Source organism: Enterobacter sp. ECC-219 (assembly GCF_043966805.1).
GTDB lineage: Bacteria > Pseudomonadota > Gammaproteobacteria > Enterobacterales > Enterobacteriaceae > Enterobacter > Enterobacter cloacae_N.
Genome location: NZ_CP143680.1, coordinates 511,828 through 531,318 on the forward strand (window position 1 = coordinate 511,828; position 19,491 = coordinate 531,318).

17 protein-coding genes are annotated in these 19,491 nt (G+C 57.7%); 11 read left to right on the plus strand and 6 right to left on the minus strand.

Translation table 11 applies throughout. The features are described from left to right. The first annotated feature begins 12 nt into the window (after positions 1-12). The gene (gene fsa, locus V1603_RS02425; protein ID WP_395313454.1) at positions 13-675 is read left to right on the plus strand and encodes a fructose-6-phosphate aldolase; all 663 of its coding nucleotides are present in this window, start codon (positions 13-15) and stop codon (positions 673-675) included. Positions 676-687: 12 nt separating this feature from the next. Then, complete coding sequence (locus V1603_RS02430; protein ID WP_166712621.1) at positions 688-1,791, plus strand: glycerol dehydrogenase; 1,104 nt, start codon at positions 688-690, stop codon at positions 1,789-1,791. Positions 1,792-1,870: 79 nt separating this feature from the next. Here V1603_RS02430 and katG read toward each other — a convergent pair whose 3' ends face one another. The 4 genes from katG to metB all read right to left on the minus strand — a co-directional run bounded on the left by katG (position 1,871) and on the right by metB (position 8,896). Next, positions 1,871-4,051, minus strand: coding sequence for a catalase/peroxidase HPI (gene katG / locus V1603_RS02435; RefSeq protein ID WP_395313455.1), 2,181 nt, complete (start codon positions 4,049-4,051; stop codon positions 1,871-1,873). 147 nt (positions 4,052-4,198) lie between these two features. Beyond that, positions 4,199-5,086: a methylenetetrahydrofolate reductase gene (metF, locus tag V1603_RS02440; protein ID WP_008501796.1), complete on the minus strand. Its 888-nt coding sequence runs from the start codon at positions 5,084-5,086 to the stop codon at positions 4,199-4,201. Between the two features lie 214 nt (positions 5,087-5,300). Next, a complete protein-coding gene (locus tag V1603_RS02445) occupies positions 5,301-7,733 on the minus strand; it encodes a bifunctional aspartate kinase/homoserine dehydrogenase II (RefSeq protein ID WP_116343780.1) in 2,433 nt (810 codons plus the stop codon). A gap of 2 nt (positions 7,734-7,735) precedes the next feature. Then, the gene (metB, locus tag V1603_RS02450; RefSeq protein WP_045909121.1) at positions 7,736-8,896 is read right to left on the minus strand and encodes a cystathionine gamma-synthase; all 1,161 of its coding nucleotides are present in this window, start codon (positions 8,894-8,896) and stop codon (positions 7,736-7,738) included. Positions 8,897-9,171: 275 nt separating this feature from the next. Between metB and metJ the strand changes: the two genes are divergently transcribed. Then, positions 9,172-9,489: a met regulon transcriptional regulator MetJ gene (gene metJ, locus V1603_RS02455; RefSeq protein WP_003862042.1), complete on the plus strand. Its 318-nt coding sequence runs from the start codon at positions 9,172-9,174 to the stop codon at positions 9,487-9,489. Positions 9,490-9,537: 48 nt separating this feature from the next. Here metJ and rpmE read toward each other — a convergent pair whose 3' ends face one another. Further along, a complete protein-coding gene (gene rpmE, locus V1603_RS02460; protein WP_003862040.1) occupies positions 9,538-9,750 on the minus strand; it encodes a 50S ribosomal protein L31 in 213 nt (70 codons plus the stop codon). 200 nt (positions 9,751-9,950) lie between these two features. Between rpmE and priA the strand changes: the two genes are divergently transcribed. From priA to rraA, 7 genes are all read left to right on the plus strand, one after another. Then, on the plus strand, positions 9,951-12,146 hold the full coding sequence (priA, locus tag V1603_RS02465) for a primosomal protein N' (protein WP_192984575.1): 2,196 nt from the start codon (positions 9,951-9,953) through the stop codon (positions 12,144-12,146). A 119-nt stretch (positions 12,147-12,265) separates the two neighbouring features. Further along, entirely contained in the window at positions 12,266-13,291 is a 1,026-nt protein-coding gene (cytR, locus tag V1603_RS02470; protein WP_080330329.1) for a DNA-binding transcriptional regulator CytR, read from the plus strand. A gap of 93 nt (positions 13,292-13,384) precedes the next feature. Continuing rightward, complete coding sequence (gene ftsN, locus V1603_RS02475; protein WP_166712624.1) at positions 13,385-14,374, plus strand: cell division protein FtsN; 990 nt, start codon at positions 13,385-13,387, stop codon at positions 14,372-14,374. Positions 14,375-14,468: 94 nt separating this feature from the next. Next, on the plus strand, positions 14,469-14,999 hold the full coding sequence (gene hslV / locus V1603_RS02480; protein WP_008501802.1) for an ATP-dependent protease subunit HslV: 531 nt from the start codon (positions 14,469-14,471) through the stop codon (positions 14,997-14,999). Between the two features lie 9 nt (positions 15,000-15,008). Further along, positions 15,009-16,343 (plus strand): HslU--HslV peptidase ATPase subunit, encoded by a 1,335-nt coding sequence (gene hslU / locus V1603_RS02485; protein ID WP_116343777.1) that lies wholly within the window; start codon positions 15,009-15,011, stop codon positions 16,341-16,343. 62 nt (positions 16,344-16,405) lie between these two features. Continuing rightward, the gene (menA, locus tag V1603_RS02490; protein WP_162875001.1) at positions 16,406-17,332 is read left to right on the plus strand and encodes a 1,4-dihydroxy-2-naphthoate polyprenyltransferase; all 927 of its coding nucleotides are present in this window, start codon (positions 16,406-16,408) and stop codon (positions 17,330-17,332) included. A gap of 92 nt (positions 17,333-17,424) precedes the next feature. Next, entirely contained in the window at positions 17,425-17,910 is a 486-nt protein-coding gene (rraA, locus tag V1603_RS02495) for a ribonuclease E activity regulator RraA (RefSeq protein ID WP_014885702.1), read from the plus strand. Between the two features lie 81 nt (positions 17,911-17,991). Here the strand turns inward: rraA and zapB are convergent, their stop codons facing one another. Further along, on the minus strand, positions 17,992-18,231 hold the full coding sequence (gene zapB, locus V1603_RS02500) for a septal ring assembly protein ZapB (protein ID WP_010436935.1): 240 nt from the start codon (positions 18,229-18,231) through the stop codon (positions 17,992-17,994). A gap of 398 nt (positions 18,232-18,629) precedes the next feature. On the opposite strand from zapB, the gene V1603_RS02505 reads away from it, so the two are divergent. Then, the gene (locus V1603_RS02505) at positions 18,630-19,475 is read left to right on the plus strand and encodes an MIP/aquaporin family protein (protein WP_013099317.1); all 846 of its coding nucleotides are present in this window, start codon (positions 18,630-18,632) and stop codon (positions 19,473-19,475) included. Positions 19,476-19,491: the final 16 nt, after the last annotated feature.

Below are 19,491 nucleotides of genomic sequence, written 5' to 3' on the forward strand. Positions count from 1 at the left end.
CGAGGAAGAGTAATGGAACTGTACCTGGATACCGCCAACGTGGCGGAAGTAGAACGCCTGGCGCGCATTTTTCCCATAGCGGGCGTCACCACAAATCCGAGCATCATTGCCACCAGCTGCGAATCCATCTGGGACGTGCTGCCGCGTCTGCAAAAAGCCATTGGACCGGAAGGCACGCTGTTTGCTCAAACCATGAGCCGCGACGCCGAAGACATGGTGGCAGAGGCCAAACGCCTGAGTAACGCCATCCCGGACATCGTGGTGAAAATTCCGGTCACGGCTGAGGGCCTTACCGCGATTAAGGCGCTGCAAAAAGAGGGCATTACCACGCTGGGCACTGCCGTTTATAGCGCCGCACAGGGTTTGCTGGCCGCGCTGGCAGGCGCGAAGTATGTCGCGCCATATGTGAACCGCGTCGACGCACAGGGCGGCGACGGTATTCGCATGGTCCAGGAGCTGCAATCCTTGATGGAAATGCACGCGCCGGAAAGCAGGGTGCTGGCTGCCAGCTTTAAAACGCCGCGTCAGGCGCTGGACTGCCTGCTTGCCGGGTGCGAGGCAATCACGCTTCCCTTAGACGTAGCGCAACAAATGCTCGGCACCCCGGCGGTAGAGTCAGCCATAGAGAAGTTCGAGCAGGACTGGAAAAACGCGTTTGGTAACCTCAACCTCTAAGGGAGAAACGTTATGGACCGTATTATTCAATCGCCGGGGAAATATATTCAGGGCGCTGACGTGCTTACTCGCCTCGGTGACTATCTGAAACCCCTGGCCAATCGCTGGCTGGTGGTCGGAGATAAATTTGTGCTGGGTTTTGCTGAAGAGACCCTGCGTCAGAGTTTCAAAAAAGCCGAACTGCACGCTGAAATCGCGCCGTTTGGCGGCGAATGTTCGCAAAATGAAATCGATCGCCTGAAAAAGCTGGCAGACAGTGCCGACTGTCTCGCGGTGTTGGGCATCGGCGGCGGTAAAACGCTGGATACCGCCAAAGCGCTGGCGCATTTCATGGACGTGCCGGTGGCCATTGCGCCGACCATTGCCTCTACCGATGCGCCGTGCAGCGCCCTTTCCGTCATTTACACCGACAGCGGCGAGTTCGATCGCTACCTGATGTTGCCGCACAACCCGAATATGGTCATTGTCGACACCAAAGTGGTGGCGGGTGCGCCTGCGCGCCTGCTGGCCGCCGGGATAGGCGATGCGCTCGCGACCTGGTTTGAAGCACGCGCCTGCTCGCGCAGCGGCGCAACCACCATGGCGGGCGGCAAGTGCACCCAGGCGGCGTTAGCGCTGGCCGAGCTGTGCTACAACACGCTGGTTGAAGAGGGTGAGAAGGCAATGCTGGCAGCGGAACAGCACGTGGTAACGCCAGCGCTGGAACGCATTATCGAAGCCAACACCTATCTCAGCGGCGTGGGCTTTGAAAGCGGCGGTCTGGCGGCGGCACACGCCATTCACAACGGCATGACGGCAGTGCCGGATGCGCATCACTTCTATCACGGTGAAAAAGTGGCGTTTGGCACGCTGACGCAGCTGGTGCTGGAGAACGCCCCGGTTGAAGAAATAGAGACCGTCGCCGCGCTTTGCCACAGCGTGGGGTTGCCGATCACGCTGGCACAGCTGAATATCAAAGAGGATATTCCGGCCAAAATGCGTCTGATCGCGGAAGCGTCCTGTGCCGAAGGGGAGACCATTCACAACATGCCGGGCGGCGTGACCCCGGATCAGGTTTACGCGGCGCTGCTGGTGGCTGACCAGTATGGACAGCGGTTCCTGCGGGAGTGGGAGTAATAAAAAGCCGGGCGGCGGCTGCGCCTTACCCGGCCTGTATTATTGGCAAAAATATCCCCGCCGTGGCGGGGATATTTATTTACCGCAGATCAAAACGATCCAAATCCATCACCTTCGCCCAAGCGGCAACGAAGTCACGGACGAACTTCTCGTGCGCATCGCTGCTGGCGTAAACCTCTGCCAGCGCGCGCAGGACAGCGTTCGAGCCAAAGACCAGGTCGGCGCGGGTCGCGGTATATTTCACTTCACCGCTGGCGCGATCGCTTCCGGCAAACAGTTCACTGGATTCGTCGGTCGCCTTCCACTGAGTGTTCATGTCCAGCAGGTTCACGAAGAAATCGTTGCTCAGCACGCCTTCGCGGTTGGTGAATACGCCATTCTTGCTGCCATCGAAGTTTGTACCCAGCACGCGCAGGCCGCCGATCAGCACCGTCAGTTCAGGCGCGGTCAGGGTCAGCTGCTGGGCCTTATCAATCAGCAGTGACTCCGTCGTGGACACATCCACCTGCGCACGGTAGTTGCGGAAGCCGTCGGCAACCGGCTCGAGCAGGTTGAACATCTCGATATCCGTCTGGTCCTGACGGGCATCCACGCGACCCGGGGTGAACGGTACGTTGACATAAACGCCCGCCGCTTTCGCCGCCTGCTCAACGCCCACGACGCCCGCCAGCACGATAATATCGGCCAGCGAGGCTTTATTGGTGGTGCGCTGGATAGCTTCCAGAGCCGGCAACGCGCGAACCGCCGCGGCGTTCACATCCCAGTCGCGCTGAGGAGCCAGCGCCAGACGCGCGCCGTTGGCACCGCCGCGCTTGTCGCCGCCGCGGAAGGTCGATGCAGACGCCCAGGCAACGGAAACCAGTTCGCTCACGGAGAGGCCGGAGGCCGCGATTTCCGCCTTCAGGCTTTCAATGTCCTCTTTCGACGGATTGAACACCGCCTGCGGCAGCGGATCCTGCCAAATCAGATCTTCTTTCGGCACTTCCGGACCGATGTACCGTGCTTTTGGCCCCATATCGCGGTGGGTCAGTTTGAACCACGCACGCGCGAAGGCTTCGTTAAAGGCCTGCGGATCGTTCAGGAAGCGATGGGAAATTTTCTCGAATTCCGGGTCGAAGCGCAGCGTCAGGTCGGTGACCAGCATGGTAGGCTTACGTTTTTTCGACGGATCGAACGGGTCTGGCATGATCTCAGGCGCATCCACGGCTTCAAACTGAATCGCGCCTGCCGGGCTACGGGTCTGCACCCATTCGTATTTGAACAGGTTCTCGAAGAAGTAGTTGCTCCACTGGGTCGGAGTTTGTGACCAGATGACTTCCAGCCCGGAGGTGATAGCATCAGCGCCAATACCGGTGCCGTGCGTGCTTGCCCAGCCTAAGCCCTGCGCTTCAATCGGCGAGGCTTCCGGATCGGTACCAACGTGCGTAGCTTCACCCGCGCCGTGGGTTTTACCGAGCGTATGGCCGCCTGCAATCAGCGCGACGGTCTCTTCGTCGTTCATCCCCATGTTGCCGAAGGTTGCGCGAATTGCCGCAGCCGCCGACAGCGGTTCACCGCTGGCGTTTGGCCCTTCCGGGTTCACGTAAATCAGGCCCATTTCAGTGGCACCCAGAGGACGCTTCGCCAGCGCTTCCGGGTCACGGTGGGTCAGCCAGGCTTTTTCATCGCCCCAGTTCACGTCCAGATCCGGTTCCCAGACGTCTTCACGACCGGCGCCAAAACCAAAGGTGCGGAAGCCGGAGTTCTCCAGCGCCACGTTACCCGCGAGGATAAACAGGTCGGCCCAGGAGATTTTTTGTCCGTATTTTTGCTTGATTGGCCACAGCAGGCGGCGCGCTTTATCCAGGCTGACGTTATCAGGCCAGGAGTTCAGTGGCGCAAAGCGCTGCTGACCGCGTCCGGCACCGCCGCGTCCGTCAACGGAGCGATAGGTACCGGCACCGTGCCAGGCCATGCGAATAAACAGGCCAGCATAGCTGCCCCAGTCGGCAGGCCACCAGGGTTGAGAGTCGGTTAACAGGGCTTTGAGATCGCCCTTGAGGGCGGAATAGTCGAGCTTGCTGAATTCTTTGCGGTAGTCGAAGTCTTCACCCAGAGGGTTAGAACGGTTGGAATGTTGATTTAGAAGATCGATGCGGAGTTGTTTAGGCCACCACTCTTTACTGCCGGTACCTGCGCCCGCGCTGTGATCGACGCCGCCCTGATGGAACGGACATTTGCCGGCGGATGCCGCGTTATTGGTCTCGTCTGACGTGCTCATCGCTATGCTCCCTTTACAGTGTTACCGTTACGATATACACCACTAGCAATAAGATATAGTTGAATTAATCCACAGATTCGATAGTTAATACCTTTTAACTTTCTACCTGACTAAAAAGCCCTCGATTTTATGAGGGCTTTTTGCTGATTACGCCGGACGAACGCCGAGTGTGTGACAAATGGCGTAGCTCATCTCCGCACGGTTCAGCGTGTAGAAGTGGAAATCTTTCACCCCTTCGCGACTTAAAATCTTCACCATGTCCATCGCGATGTTGGCCCCCACCAGCTTGCGGGTTTCCGGGTCATCGTCCAGCCCTTCGTACATTTTGGACATCCACAGCGGAATGCGCACGTTGGTCATATCGGCGAATTTCTTCGCCTGTTTGAAGTTCGAGACCGGCAAAATGCCAGGAATGATTTCGACGTCGATACCAGCCGAGACGCAGCGGTCGCGGAAGCGCAGATAGCTTTCCACGTCAAAGAAGAACTGGGTGATGGCGCGGTTGGCACCGGCCTCCACCTTACGCTTCAGGTTAAGCAGATCCGCCTGGGCGCTTTTCGCTTCCGGATGAACTTCAGGGTAGGCGGCCACGGAGATATCGAAGTCGGCCACCTCTTTCAGCAGCCCGACCAGGTCGGCCGCATACATCTCTGGCTTGCCGCTGCCGGGAGGGAGATCGCCGCGCAGGGCAACGATATGGCGAATACCGTTGTTCCAGTAGTCCTGGGCAATGGCGCGCAGTTCATCGCGAGTGGCGTCGATACAGGTCAGGTGCGGTGCCGCTTCCAGACCGGTTCTGTCCTTAATGCCTTTAATTATGCTGTGCGTACGGTCACGCTCGCCGGAATTCGCACCGTATGTCACGGAGACAAACTTTGGCTTCAGGCTGCTCAGGCGATCGATAGAGCTCCACAGGGTTTGCTCCATTTCACTGGTGCGCGGCGGGAAAAATTCAAAAGAGACGTTAATCTGGCCGTTTACTTCGGCCAGGCTCTGATTCAGTGCTTCCCGCTGGTTGGCGTGAAAAAAGCTCATACCTTACCTCTATCTTTCGCGTGTCGTTGTCTGTTGTGTCGTGAACTTCTATACGTTTAGACGTCCAGATGTAAAAATGACGGAAAAGCGGAGGGACGTCAACATAAATAATCAACAATAACGGTGAGGTTTGCTCAGGGAAGATGAGAGAAACTCATGATGAGGGGGAAAAGCAGTCCCCTCTCCCCTTTGGGGAGAGGGTTAGGGTGAGGGGTTACAGCAGCTTAGCCAGACGGTTAATGTCGGACTGGATCGCCCCGGCGGTGACATCGCGCCCCGCGCCCGGACCGCGGATCACCAGCGGGTTATCACGGTACCAGCGGCTTTCAATGGCGAAGACGTTATCGCACGGCAGCAGCGCCGCCAGCGGATGGTCAGGACGCACCGCTTCGACACCCACGCGCGCCTTACCGTTCGCCTCGAAACGCGCCACGTAGCGCAACACCAGCCCCATCTCGTTTGCCGCTTCCAGACGCTGCACCATCTGGTCATTCAGCTCGTCACCGTTCTCGAAGAAATGGTCAACGGACCCTTCCTCGCAGCCCGCAGGGACCAGCGACTCGACGCGTACAGAATCCGGCTCGATGTCATAACCGGCTTCGCGCGCCAGGATCACCAGCTTGCGCATCACGTCTTTACCGGAGAGATCAACGCGCGGATCGGGCTCGGTTAAGCCCTGCTGCCAGGCCTGATCCACCAGGTCGGTGAATGGTACAGTGCCGTCAAACTGCAGGAATAGCCAGGAGAGCGTGCCGGAGAAGATCCCGCTCAGCGCCAGAATGCTGTCGCCGCTTTCAATCAGGTCGCGCACGGTGTGGTTAACCGGCAGGCCCGCGCCAACAGTGGCGTTATAGAGCCAGTGGCGGCCCGTTTTTTCGAACGCGTCGTGGATCTGGCGGTATTTATCGGTGCTGCTTGCCCCCGCCAGCTTGTTGGCGCTGATGACGTGGAAACCGTGGCTGGCGAAATCCAGATACTGATCGGCAAGCTGTTCGCTGGCGGTAACGTCCAGCACCACCAGATCGTCATAAGGGTGCGCGCGCATCCACAGGAACAGCGCTTCTTCATCCTGCTCTACGGCTTCATCGTTAAAGAAGGCAAGCGCGCGGCTGGCGTCCAGCCCTTCGTAGTTCAGCAGGCTGCGGCGGCTGTCCACCACGCCCGCAAGAATAAATTCGAATCCGGTACGCGCCGAGAGCGTAACCTGCTCGCGGGCAAACAGCTCCAGCCAGCGGGAGCCGATGTTGCCTTTCCCAAACAGTACCAGCCCAATGCGTTTTTCCGCGCGGAACAGGGAGGTGTGCAGGCCCTGAATCAGGCTCTCGGTTGGCCCTTTCCGCAGGACCGCGACCAGGCTGATGCCCTCTTCCGACTGCCAGGTGAACTCCACCGGCTGGCCTTTCAGCTGCTGCCAGAAGCGGTGGCAGTGCAGCGGGTTACGGGTGACGCCCGCGCCCACCATCGCCACCAGCGCCAACCCCTGACGCAGGCGAAGCTCGCCCGGCAGGCCCGCTTCATCCAGAATTTTCAGCGCGCTGTCCGCCACTTCGGCGGTATAGCAGAACTGCAGCAGCTGACGGTCATTGTGAACGCCAACGGCCAGCGGACGCACCTGGGCGCGTTTCAGGATCGTGTCGATATCTTTATGTGCCAGTTTGAAATCCTGACCGGCAGGGACCTGGAACTCAATCAGGCAGATGTCGTCGTGGCTGGTGACAATACGCGCGCCCGTGCCGGACGCCAGCACGCGCTCAATGCGCGTGGAACCCTGGTCCGGCGTATAGCTACAGCGCAGCTGCAGGTCGATATCGCTGCCGGAAACCGGCTGCAGCGTGCGCGCGTGCAGTACCGGCGCAGCCAGCCGTGCCAGCTCGCTGGCTTCGTCGAGACGCAGCAGCGGCAGCAGACAGGCATCTTTCACCTTACGCGGGTCCGCGCTGTAAACACCGGCCACGTCGCTCCAGATGGTGACGCGGGACACGCCCGCCAGGGCACCAATCTGCGTTGCCGAGTAGTCCGAGCCGTTACGGCCCAGCAGCACGGTTTCGCCAGCATTGCTGCGGCTGATAAAGCCGGTGACGACAATACGTTTGCCCGGATGCTGCACCAGCAGCTGCTGTAGCAGCGGGTAGGACAACCCTTCATCCACCTGCGGCTGCGCGGCGCGTTCCGCGCGCAGGAAATCACGCGCGTCGAGCCAGGCCGCTTCCACGCCCAGATGTTGCAGCACGGCGGCCATCAGACGCGCGGACCACACTTCACCGTGGCCCACCACTTCGGCATACACCGCGTCGGTAATCCCGCTGTCCAGCAGGGCTGCCAGACGCTCAAGGTCATGCGTGAAAGCGCTGATCAGCCCGTCCGCCACGTCCGCAGGCAGCAGGCCGGCAATCAGCTCGCTCTGGTAACGACGTAAGGACTGTTGCACCTGATGCGCAGAAAGGCGATCGGTCTGGCTCAGTTTCAGCCAGCTAATCAACTGGTTGGTGGTGCTGCCCGCCGCTGAGACAACCATCATGTCACCCGGCTGTGAATATTCGGTCATGATCCCTGCGACGCGCAGGTAACATTTCACATCAGCAAGACTACTACCACCAAACTTGTGCAGCTGACGACCCTTCGCCCCTGCCTGCGCTATCACACTCATGATTACCCCTTGGCTGCGATCCGGAAGCCATTTTCCAGATCGGCAATTAAATCTTCAGAATCTTCAATGCCGGTTGAGATACGCAGCAGCGTCTCGGAAATCCCGGCGGCGGCACGTGCTTCGGGTGCCATACCTGCGTGCGTCATGGTCGCGGCGTGGGAGATCAAGCTTTCAACCCCACCTAAGGATTCCGCCAGCGTAAACAATGACAGCCCGCTCAGGAAGCGACGCAGCGTTTGCTCGTCACCGTCCAGTTCAAAACTTAACATCGCGCCAAATCCCTTTTGCTGGCGCGCGGCAATCTCGTGTCCCTGGTTTTCCGGCAGCGACGGGTGATAAAGCTTCTTCACCAGCGGCTGGGTTTTCAGGAAATCGACAATCGCCTGGGCATTACGCTGCGCCACGTCCATGCGCGGCGACAGCGTGCGGATGCCGCGCAACAGCAGGTAGCTGTCGAACGCGCCCGCGGTGACGCCAATGTTATTGGCCCACCATGCCAGTTCCGTGACAACGTCGGGATCTTTGGCAATCACCACGCCCGCCACCACGTCAGAATGGCCGTTCAGATATTTAGTACATGAATGCAATACAAGATCCGCACCCAGTGCTAACGGGTTCTGAAGCGCCGGACTGAGGAAGGTATTATCCACTACACTTATCGCTCCCGCATCCCTTGCGAGCTGACAAATTTTCGCAATGTCGACAACGCGCAACAATGGGTTGCTTGGACTTTCCACCAGAACCAGCTTTGGTTTCTCTGCCAGCGCCTGTTTCAGCGCCTGCTCGTCGTTTTGATCGACAAACAGCACGCGGTAGCAGCCGCGCTTTGCCAGGCTATCAAACAGGCGATAGCTCCCGCCGTAGCAGTCGTGCGGCGCAACCAGCAGATCGCCCGGTTTCAGGAAAACTGTCGTCACCAGGTGAATGGCGGACATCCCGGTATTGGTTAATACTGCCCCTGCGCCCCCTTCCAGCTCGGCCAGCGCACGCTGGGTCACATCACGCGTAGGATTGCCACGACGCGAATAGTCATGCGCGCGGGGTTCATTAAATCCGGTGAAATTGTAGGTACTGGAAAGATGAATGGGCGGGACAACGCAGCCGTACTGCTCGTCATCATTTAATCCGCTACGCACTGCGATAGTGGCCTGTTTACGCGTCATGGTGAGGGCTTCCTGGCGAATGAGGTGAAAAGTCAGGCACCAGAGTAAACATTGAAAGTATGGACGTCAATACATCTGGACATCTAAACTTCTTTGCGTATAGATTGAGCAATGCGCAAATAGCCGTTAAAATTATATGCTTTAGTGCACGCTGCAGCGGCAATATCCGTGCCACGGTATCGTCTCTACGGTAAACTACGCAAGATTACGGTTCAAAACGGGCAGTGACCGGTTTGCACCTTTAGATTAATGACTGAGAGGATTAAAGGTATCTCATGGCTGAATGGAGCGGCGAATATATCAGCCCATACGCTGAGCACGGTAAGAAGAGTGAGCAAGTAAAGAAAATTACGGTTTCCATTCCTCTGAAGGTGTTGAAGATCCTCACCGATGAACGTACGCGTCGTCAGGTGAATAACCTGCGCCACGCGACCAACAGCGAACTGCTGTGCGAAGCGTTCCTGCATGCGTTTACCGGCCAACCGTTGCCGAACGATGACGATCTGCGCAAAGAGCGTAGCGACGAAATCCCGGAAGAGGCGAAGGTGATCATGCGTGAACTGGGTATTGACCCGGAGACGTGGGAATACTGAGAAACGGATACAAAAAAGGCACCTTGCGGTGCCTTTTTTTCGGGAAACTTATTTAGCGCCCGGGATGCTGAAACGCTTGTTGAAGCGGTCAACACGGCCACCGGTTGCAACATCACGCTGCTTACCAGTGTAGAACGGGTGGCATTTGCCGCACACGTCCAAGTTCAGATCGTGACCCACGGTAGAGCGGATCTGGATAGAGTTACCGCAAGAGCAGTTTGCAGTAATCATTTCGTATTTCGGGTGAATATCTTTTTTCATGGGAGAACCTCAGTTAAGGCCGCGTCGCTCTTCCAGCCCTAACGCCAGACACCACGCGATGTTGAATGTAAGTTCTTTGGCGTAAAGTACACCAAAGGCGGCGAATCATACAGAATTTAACCAACGTATGCAAACTGATCCGCACGCCGCTTTTACTAATGTGTATACTAACGCGCCACTTTTCAAGTCAGGAAGATTCGATGCCCGTCGCTCACGTTGCCCTGCCCGTTCCGCTTCCCCGCACCTTTGACTACCTGCTGCCCGACAGCATGAGCGCCAAAGCGGGCTGTCGCGTGACCGTGCCGTTTGGCAAACAGCAGCGCGTGGGGATCGTCGTCTCCGTCAGCGATAAAAGCGAATTGCCCCTCAATGAACTGAAGTCGGTCGTTGAGGTGCTGGACCTCGAGCCGGTTTTCTCCACCAGCACCTGGCGACTGCTGCTGTGGGCGGCGGATTATTATCACCATCCGATTGGCGACGTCCTCTTCCACGCCCTGCCTATTCTGCTGCGCCAGGGCAAGAGTGCCAGCCACGCCCCGATGTGGTACTGGTTTGCCACCGAACAGGGGCAGGCCGTGGACATTAACAGCCTCAAGCGCTCGCAGAAACAGCAGCAGGCGCTAGCGGCGCTGCGTCAGGGGAAAATCTGGCGGCATCAGGTTAACGAGCTTGAGGTCAGCGAAACCGCGCTACAGGCATTAAGAAAGAAAGGGCTGAGCGAGCTGGCCAGCGAAGCGCCTGCCCTTCACGACTGGCGCGACGGCTTCTCCGTCTCAGGCGATCGCCTGCGTCTGAATACCGAGCAGGCCACCGCGGTAGGCGCCATTCACAGCGCCTCGGACCATTTTTCCGCCTGGCTGCTGGCGGGCGTGACGGGCTCCGGCAAAACGGAAGTCTACCTGAGCGTACTGGAAAACGTGCTCGCGCAGGGTAAACAGGCGCTGGTGATGGTGCCGGAAATCGGCCTGACGCCGCAGACAATCGCCCGATTCCGCGAGCGCTTTAACGCGCCGGTTGAGGTGCTGCACTCGGGGCTTAACGACAGCGAGCGCCTTAGCGCCTGGCTGAAAGCGAAAAACGGCGAAGCGGCGATAGTGATCGGCACCCGCTCGTCGCTGTTTACGCCGTTTAAAAACCTTGGCGTTATCGTGATCGATGAAGAGCACGACAGCTCCTATAAACAGCAGGAAGGCTGGCGCTACCATGCCCGCGATCTGGCGGTCTACCGCGCGCACAGCGAGCAAATTCCCATTATTCTCGGCTCCGCCACGCCGGCGCTCGAAACGCTGCACAACGTGCGCCAGCGTAAATATCACATGCTGCGCCTGACGCGTCGCGCGGGGAACGCCCGTCCGGCCATTCAGCACGTGCTGGATCTCAAAGGCCAGCAGGTGCAGGCAGGGTTAGCGCCCGCATTGATTTCCCGCATGCGCCAGCATTTGCAGGCGGGGAACCAGGTGATCCTGTTCCTGAACCGTCGCGGATTCGCCCCCGCCCTGCTGTGCCACGACTGCGGCTGGATTGCAGAATGCCCGCGCTGTGACCACTACTACACCTTCCATCAGGCCCAGCGTCACCTGCGCTGCCACCACTGCGACAGCCAGCGCCCGGTGCCGCGCCAGTGCCCGTCGTGCGGATCAACGCATATCGTGCCGGTCGGTCTGGGCACGGAACAACTTGAACAGGCGCTTGGCCCCTTCTTCCCGGACGTGCCTATTTCCCGAATCGACCGGGACACCACCAGCCGCAAAGGAGCGCTGGAACAGCAGCTGGCAGAAGTGCATCGCGGCGGCGCGCGCATCCTGATTGGTACTCAGATGCTGGCCAAAGGGCACCACTTCCCGGACGTGACGCTGGTCGCCCTGCTGGACGTGGACGGCGCGCTGTTCTCGGCCGATTTCCGCTCCGCCGAGCGCTTCGCCCAGCTTTATACCCAGGTGGCAGGGCGTGCGGGACGTGCTGGCAAGCAGGGCGAGGTGGTACTACAAACGCACCACCCTGAGCACCCGCTGCTGCAAACCCTGCTGCATAAAGGCTATGACGCCTTCGCCGAGCAGGCGCTGGCCGAGCGCCAGACCATGCAGCTGCCGCCGTGGACCAGCCACGTCATCATCCGCGCGGAAGATCATAACAACCAGCAGGCCCCGCTTTTCCTGCAACAGCTGAGGAATCTCCTGCAGGCCAGCCCGCTGGTGGATAACCAGCTGTGGATCCTGGGCCCGGTGCCGGCGCTGGCGCCGAAGCGCGGCGGACGTTTTCGCTGGCAAATTTTACTCCAGCACCCCTCGCGTATTCGCCTGCAGCACATCGTCAGCGGCACGCTGGCGCTCATCAACACCCTGCCGGAAGCGCGAAAAGTGAAGTGGGTACTGGACGTCGATCCCATCGAAGGCTGAAGACGGATCGAAAAATTTAACGCGCCTCACACTTTTTATGAAAATTCTGTAACCGATTCCATTAACTATCTGTAAAAATGGTGGTGTCCGCAGTTCGGTGTTCAGGCGAGGAGAAGACGTTGAAGTCCAGGAAAGAGGTTGCCACGGCGACCATGAAAGACGTTGCCGAGAAAGCACAAGTCTCAACGGCAACCGTGTCCCGCGCATTAATGAACCCGGATAAAGTCTCCCAGGCGACCCGTAACAAGGTTGAACAGGCGGCGCTGGAAGTGGGTTACTTCCCTCAGGCCATGGGGCGGAACGTCAAGCGCAATGAATCGCGGACCATCCTGGTGATAGTGCCGGACATCTGCGATCCCTTCTTTAGCGAGATCATTCGCGGCATCGAAGTGACGGCTGCGGAGCAGGGCTATCTGGTGCTGATTGGCGACTGCGCCCATCAGAACCAGCAGGAAAAAACCTTTATCGACCTCATTATTACCAAGCAGATTGACGGCATGCTGCTGCTTGGCTCACGCCTGCCGTTTGATGCCAGCATCGAAGAACAGCGCAATTTACCCCCGATGGTGATGGCCAACGAGTTTGCCCCCGAGCTGGAGCTGCCGACGGTTCATATCGATAACCTGACGGCCGCGTTCAACGCGGTGAACTATCTTCAGGAACTGGGGCATAAGCGGATTGGCTGCATTGCCGGGCCGGAAGAGATGCCGCTCTGCCACTATCGCCTGCAGGGCTATGTTCAGGCACTGCGCCGTACCGGTGCGATTGTCGATCCGCACTACATTGCGCGCGGTGATTTTACTTTCGAAGCGGGCGGACAGGCGCTGGAGAAACTGCTGGCGCTGCCAGAACCGCCAACAGCGGTGTTCTGCCACAGCGACGTGATGGCGCTGGGGGCGCTGTCCCACGCCAAACGCCGTGGCTTACGCGTGCCGAAAGATCTGTCGATTATCGGTTTCGATAACATTTCGCTTTCAGAGTTTTGCGATCCGCCGCTCTCCACCGTGTCACAACCGCGCTATCAGATTGGCCGTGAAGCGATGCTGCTTCTGCTGGATCAGCTGCAGGGTCAAACAGTTAGCAGCGGCTCACGGTTACTGGACTGCGAGCTGATTGTTCGCGGCTCTACCCAGGCATTGACTTAAAGTAAACGCCTTTCGGACACCCTTATCTGGTCAAAGCCCCGCCGCTTAAGTAACATGGCGGGCTGACGAACGAATAAATACAGCGAAACGATAGTGGCACAACGAGATTATGTACGTCGCGGCCAGCCGGCACCTTCGCGACGCAAAAAGAGTAGTTCAAAAAGCAAGCAGCGTAATCTGCCTGCGGTCTCGCCAGCAATGGTCGCTATTGCTGCGGCGGTACTGGTGGCTTTTATTGGCGGCCTGTACTTCATTACGCACCATAAAAAAGAAGAGTCCGAGGCGCTTCAGGGCAACAAAGTGGCGGGAAATGGTCTGCCGCCGAAACCTGAAGAGCGCTGGCGCTATATTAAAGAGCTGGAAAGCCGTCAGCCTGGCGTGCGTGCGCCTACCGAGCCTTCAGCCGGTGGCGAAGTGAAAAATGCCGACCAGCTGACGGACGAGCAGCGCCAGCTGCTGGCACAAATGCAGGCCGATATGCGCCAGCAACCAACGCAGTTGAACGAAGTGCCGTGGAATGAACAGACGCCAGCACAGCGTCAGCAAACGCTGCAGCTGCAGCGTCAGCGCCAGGCACAAATTCAACAGCAGCAACAGCAGCAGCAGTGGACGCAAACCCAGCCGGTGCAGCAGCCGAAAGCGCAGCCTTACCAGCAACCGCAGCAGCAGACGCGTACGGTGCAGTCTCAGCCTGTTCAACAGCCAAAAACGCAGCCGCAAAAACAAGCGGCTCAGCCGTATCAGGATCTGCTCCAGACGCCAGCGCATACCACCGCGCAGCAGCCGAAAACGCAGCAGGCCGCGCCGGTGACCAAAGAGACCGAATCGCCGAAGCAGACGGCAGAGAAAAAAGACGAGCGCCGCTGGATGGTGCAGTGCGGTTCGTTTAAAGGCGCCGAGCAGGCAGAAACGGTGCGTGCTCAGCTGGCGTTTGAAGGATTTGATTCACGCATTACCACCAACAACGGCTGGAATCGCGTGGTGATTGGCCCGGTCAAAGGCAAAGAAAATGCCGATGGCACCATTTCGCGCCTGAAAGTGGCCGGTCATACAAACTGCATTCGACTCGCCTCCGGGGGTTGAAACCCCCAAAATCTCCCCCATCTATCATTTAATTCAGCCCTGAGCACAGGCTCAGGGCTTCTGTTTCCCGAATTTGTAACCAGGGGGTCTGCTCGTGACAACAATAGTAAGTGTACGCCGTAACGGCCATGTGGTAATCGCCGGTGATGGCCAGGCCACGCTGGGTAATACCGTCATGAAAGGCAACGTGAAGAAAGTGCGTCGTCTCTACAACGACAAAGTGATCGCCGGTTTTGCAGGCGGCACGGCGGATGCCTTCACGCTGTTTGAACTGTTTGAACGCAAACTGGAAATGCACCAGGGTCATCTGGTGAAAGCCGCCGTTGAGCTGGCGAAAGACTGGCGTACCGACCGTATGCTGCGCAAGCTCGAAGCGCTGCTGGCGGTCGCGGATGAAACCGCTTCGCTTATCATTACCGGTAACGGTGACGTGATTCAGCCGGAAAACGACCTGATTGCCATCGGCTCTGGCGGCCCTTATGCCCAGGCTGCAGCCCGCGCGCTGTTGGAAAATACCGACATGAACGCGCGTGATATCGCGGTGAAGGCGTTGGATATTGCAGGTGATATCTGCATCTATACCAACCACAACCACACCATCGAAGAATTGACCTCCAAAGCGTAAGGATCTCCCATGTCTGAAATGACCCCACGCGAAATTGTCAGCGAACTGAACAAACACATTATCGGCCAGGATAACGCCAAGCGCTCCGTGGCCATCGCGCTGCGTAACCGCTGGCGTCGTATGCAGCTTGATGAAGAGCTGCGTCACGAAGTCACGCCGAAAAACATTCTGATGATCGGCCCGACCGGCGTCGGGAAAACCGAAATCGCCCGTCGTCTGGCGAAGCTGGCGAACGCGCCGTTCATCAAAGTTGAAGCCACCAAGTTCACCGAAGTGGGCTATGTGGGTAAAGAAGTGGACTCCATCATCCGCGATCTGACCGACTCGGCGATCAAAATGGTGCGCGTCCAGGCGATTGAAAAAAACCGCTATCGCGCGGAAGAGATGGCCGAAGAGCGCATTCTCGACGTGCTGATCCCACCGGCGAAAAACAATTGGGGCCAGGCTGAACAGCAGTCTGAGCCTTCAGCCGCGCGTCAGGCGTTCCGCAAAAAACTGCGTGAAGGCCAGCTGGACGACAAAGAGATTGAGATCGATCTCGCGGCCGCGCCGATGGGCGTGGAAATCATGGCGCCTCCGGGCATGGAAGAGATGACCAGCCAGCTGCAGTCCATGTTCCAGAACCTGGGCGGCCAGAAGCAGAAAGCGCGTAAGCTGAAAATCAAAGACGCGATGAAGCTGCTGATTGAAGAAGAAGCGGCGAAGCTGGTGAACCCGGAAGAGCTGAAGCAGGACGCTATCGACGCGGTTGAGCAGCACGGCATCGTGTTCATCGACGAAATCGACAAAATTTGTAAGCGCGGCGGCAACAGTTCCGGCCCGGATGTGTCCCGCGAAGGCGTACAGCGCGACCTGCTGCCGCTGGTTGAAGGCTGCACCGTCTCCACCAAGCACGGCATGGTGAAAACGGACCACATCCTGTTTATTGCTTCCGGTGCGTTCCAGGTGGCCAGCCCGTCGGATCTAATCCCGGAACTGCAGGGTCGTCTGCCTATCCGCGTTGAGCTGCAGGCGCTGACCACTGAAGATTTCGAGCGCATCCTGACCGAGCCAAACGCCTCTGCTACCGTACAGTACAAAGCGCTGATGGCGACGGAAGGCGTGAACCTTGAGTTCACCGAGGACGGTATCAAGCGTATCGCCCAGGCCGCATGGCAGGTCAACGAAACCACCGAGAACATCGGTGCGCGTCGTCTGCACACCGTGCTGGAACGCCTGGTGGAAGATATCTCGTATGATGCGAGCGACCTCAACGGTCAAACCATTACCATTGACGCAGAATATGTGAGCAAACATCTGGATGCGTTAGTGGCAGATGAAGATCTGAGCCGTTTTATCCTATAATCGCGGTTACTGCATTCTCATCACTGTTAATGGGGGCTAAGGCCCCCATTTTTATTGGCTAAATTACTATGACTGATATCAGCCGTACTCAGGCGTGGCTCGAAAGCCTGCGCCCTAAAACGCTTCCTCTGGCCTTTGCCGCGATTATCGTCGGTACGGCGCTTGCCTGGTGGCAAGGTTATTTTGATCCGCTGGTCGCCGCGCTGGCATTGATTACCGCCGGCCTGCTGCAAATTCTCTCCAACCTCGCTAACGACTATGGTGATGCGGTGAAGGGCAGTGATAAGCCGGACCGTATCGGGCCGCTGCGCGGGATGCAGAAAGGGGTCATTACCCAGGCACAGATGAAGCGCGCGCTGATTATCACCGTGGTACTGATTTGCCTATCCGGCCTGGCACTGGTGACGGTCGCCTCGAAAACCACCAGCGATTTCATTGGCTTCCTGGTGCTGGGTCTGCTCGCCATTATCGCGGCCATCACCTACACCGTCGGCACGCGCCCTTACGGCTATATTGGCCTCGGGGATATCTCCGTGCTGGTGTTCTTCGGCTGGTTGAGCGTGATGGGGAGCTGGTACTTACAGGCGCATACGGTGATCCCTGCTCTGTTCCTTCCCGCGACCGCCTGCGGCCTGCTGGCGACGGCAGTGCTGAACATCAATAACCTGCGCGATATCGACAGCGACCGTGAGAACGGCAAGAACACACTGGCGGTGCGTCTGGGGCCGGTGAATGCGCGCCGCTATCATGCCTGCCTGCTCATCGGCGCTTTGGTTTGCCTGGCGCTGTTTAACCTGATTTCCCTGCACAGTCTGTGGGGCTGGCTGTTTGTGCTTGCCGCGCCGCTGCTGGTTAAGCAGGCCCGCTTTGTGATGCGTGAACTCAGCCCGTCCGCTATGCCGCCGATGCTGGAACGTACGGTAAAAGGCGCGCTGCTGACTAACCTGTTGTTCGTCATTGGGATTGTGTTAAGCCAGACGCTCCGTTAGCTGACAAATATCAATTAACAATTGATGATTTTGCCAACAACGCATTTCGCACGATATACTGAACACATTCGCAGCAACTGAGCGTTAAACCTATGAAATACGATACCTCCGAGCTTTGTGACATCTACCAGGAAGATGTCAACGTCGTTGAACCGCTGTTCTCCAACTTTGGTGGGCGGTCGTCGTTTGGCGGTCAAATCGTCACGGTGAAATGTTTCGAGGACAACGGGTTGCTGTACGATCTGCTCGAACAGAACGGCCGTGGTCGCGTTCTGGTGGTCGACGGCGGCGGATCCGTGCGTCGCGCACTGATTGATGCCGAACTGGCCGGAATTGCCGTCCAGAACGAGTGGGAAGGCATCGTGGTGTACGGCTCCGTGCGTCAGGTGGACGATCTCGAAGACCTGGATATCGGAATTCAGGCCATCGCGGCCATTCCGGTAGGCGCTGCGGGTGACGGCATCGGCGAAAGCGACGTTCGCGTTAACTTTGGCGGCGTGACCTTCTTCTCCGGGGACCATCTCTACGCCGATAATACCGGCATTATCCTTTCCGAAGATCCGCTGGATATTGAGTAATAAAAGAGTCAGCGTGAACCATAAAAAAAGCCGGGTGGCGGCGTCGCCTTACCCGGCCTGTTCAGTTCATCCCAATGGGAATTAAACTTCTTCCATACGTCCCAGCAGCGCCTGCAGGCGATCCTGCCAGCCGTTCTGCTGTTCGCGCAGCTGGTTGTTTTCGCGCTCCAGTTCTTCACGGCCGTGCTGAGCGTTCTGAACTTCCTGCGCCAGGCTGTTGTTCTTCTCTTTCAGCTCTTCAATTTCCATCTGCAGCAGCGTGATGGTGTCAATCGCCTGCTGTACTTTCGATTCCAGTTTCTCAAACACTTCTAAAGACATGATCCTACCTCTCCTGAATTGCAAGGCGACGCTTTAACGTAAACGCGCACATCATATGTTCCGATTGTATGGAGCGCAGTCGCCCCTGTCCAGCGGCATGCCACGCAGATCGCGGTTTGCAACACTTTTCGGCCTCGTCCTGGTGCGTTCGCGGCATATACCTCTAAGTTGTTAACCCATTCGTTAAAGAAATGATTCAGCCCACCGTGCGCGACTGATGCAAAAACGCGCTTTATGGCGCGAAAACGCTCATTTTATTGACGCAGACCACACATTTTAATTTCGATATTTCTCGTTTTTGCTCGTTAACGATAAATTAACACTATGTCTACAGGGCATCGTGGCTGTCACGGGCGACCACGCTAACAATAAACATCAATTTCTTCAGGATTCCGATTATGAGTCAGACATCAACCTTAAAAGGCCAGTGCATTGCCGAGTTCCTTGGTACCGGGTTGTTGATATTCTTCGGAGTGGGCTGTGTCGCTGCACTGAAAGTGGCGGGTGCCAGTTTTGGTCAGTGGGAAATCAGTATCATCTGGGGTCTGGGCGTGGCGATGGCCATCTACCTGACTGCAGGGGTTTCTGGTGCACATCTTAACCCGGCGGTGACTATCGCACTGTGGCTGTTCGCGTGCTTCGACGGACGCAAAGTTGTTCCTTTCATTATTTCTCAATTTGCCGGCGCGTTTTGCGCAGCGGCGTTAGTTTACGGGCTTTATTACAATCTTTTCATCGACTTCGAACAGACGCATCATATGGTACGCGGCAGCGTCGAAAGTCTGGATCTGGCAGGCATCTTCTCAACCTACCCTAACCCGCACATCAATTTTGTGCAGGCGTTCGCAGTTGAAATGGTGATTACCGCTATTCTGATGGGCGTTATCCTGGCGCTGACCGACGATGGAAACGGCATTCCGCGCGGCCCGCTGGCACCCCTGCTGATTGGTCTTCTGATTGCGGTGATTGGCGCATCCATGGGCCCGCTGACCGGCTTCGCGATGAATCCGGCGCGTGATATCGGACCAAAAGCGTTCGCCTTTATCGCAGGCTGGGGTGACGTGGCATTCACGGGTGGTAAAGATATCCCTTACTTCCTGGTGCCGCTGTTTGCGCCGGTTGTTGGGGCTGCGCTGGGCGCATTTAGCTACCGCAAATTAATTGGTCGCCATTTACCGTGCGACACCTGTGTGGACGAGGAGAAGGAAACGACTTCTACCGCACAACAAAAAGCTTCGCTGTAATCTGACTACGGGACAC

What these genes read in the sequence shown, in the direction of transcription:
- V1603_RS02445 (WP_116343780.1), bottom strand. Translation starts at nt 7,733, where the DNA reads ATGAGTGTGATAGCGCAGGCAGGGGCGAAGGGTCGTCAGCTGCACAAG.
- katG (WP_395313455.1), bottom strand. Translation starts at nt 4,051, where the DNA reads ATGAGCACGTCAGACGAGACCAATAACGCGGCATCCGCCGGCAAATGT.
- zapB (WP_010436935.1), bottom strand. Translation starts at nt 18,231, where the DNA reads ATGTCTTTAGAAGTGTTTGAGAAACTGGAATCGAAAGTACAGCAGGCG.
- metF (WP_008501796.1), bottom strand. Translation starts at nt 5,086, where the DNA reads ATGAGCTTTTTTCACGCCAACCAGCGGGAAGCACTGAATCAGAGCCTG.
- V1603_RS02430 (WP_166712621.1), top strand. Translation starts at nt 688, where the DNA reads ATGGACCGTATTATTCAATCGCCGGGGAAATATATTCAGGGCGCTGAC.
- priA (WP_192984575.1), top strand. Translation starts at nt 9,951, where the DNA reads ATGCCCGTCGCTCACGTTGCCCTGCCCGTTCCGCTTCCCCGCACCTTT.
- hslU (WP_116343777.1), top strand. Translation starts at nt 15,009, where the DNA reads ATGTCTGAAATGACCCCACGCGAAATTGTCAGCGAACTGAACAAACAC.
- fsa (WP_395313454.1), top strand. Translation starts at nt 13, where the DNA reads ATGGAACTGTACCTGGATACCGCCAACGTGGCGGAAGTAGAACGCCTG.
- metB (WP_045909121.1), bottom strand. Translation starts at nt 8,896, where the DNA reads ATGACGCGTAAACAGGCCACTATCGCAGTGCGTAGCGGATTAAATGAT.
- V1603_RS02505 (WP_013099317.1), top strand. Translation starts at nt 18,630, where the DNA reads ATGAGTCAGACATCAACCTTAAAAGGCCAGTGCATTGCCGAGTTCCTT.
- metJ (WP_003862042.1), top strand. Translation starts at nt 9,172, where the DNA reads ATGGCTGAATGGAGCGGCGAATATATCAGCCCATACGCTGAGCACGGT.
- rraA (WP_014885702.1), top strand. Translation starts at nt 17,425, where the DNA reads ATGAAATACGATACCTCCGAGCTTTGTGACATCTACCAGGAAGATGTC.
- rpmE (WP_003862040.1), bottom strand. Translation starts at nt 9,750, where the DNA reads ATGAAAAAAGATATTCACCCGAAATACGAAATGATTACTGCAAACTGC.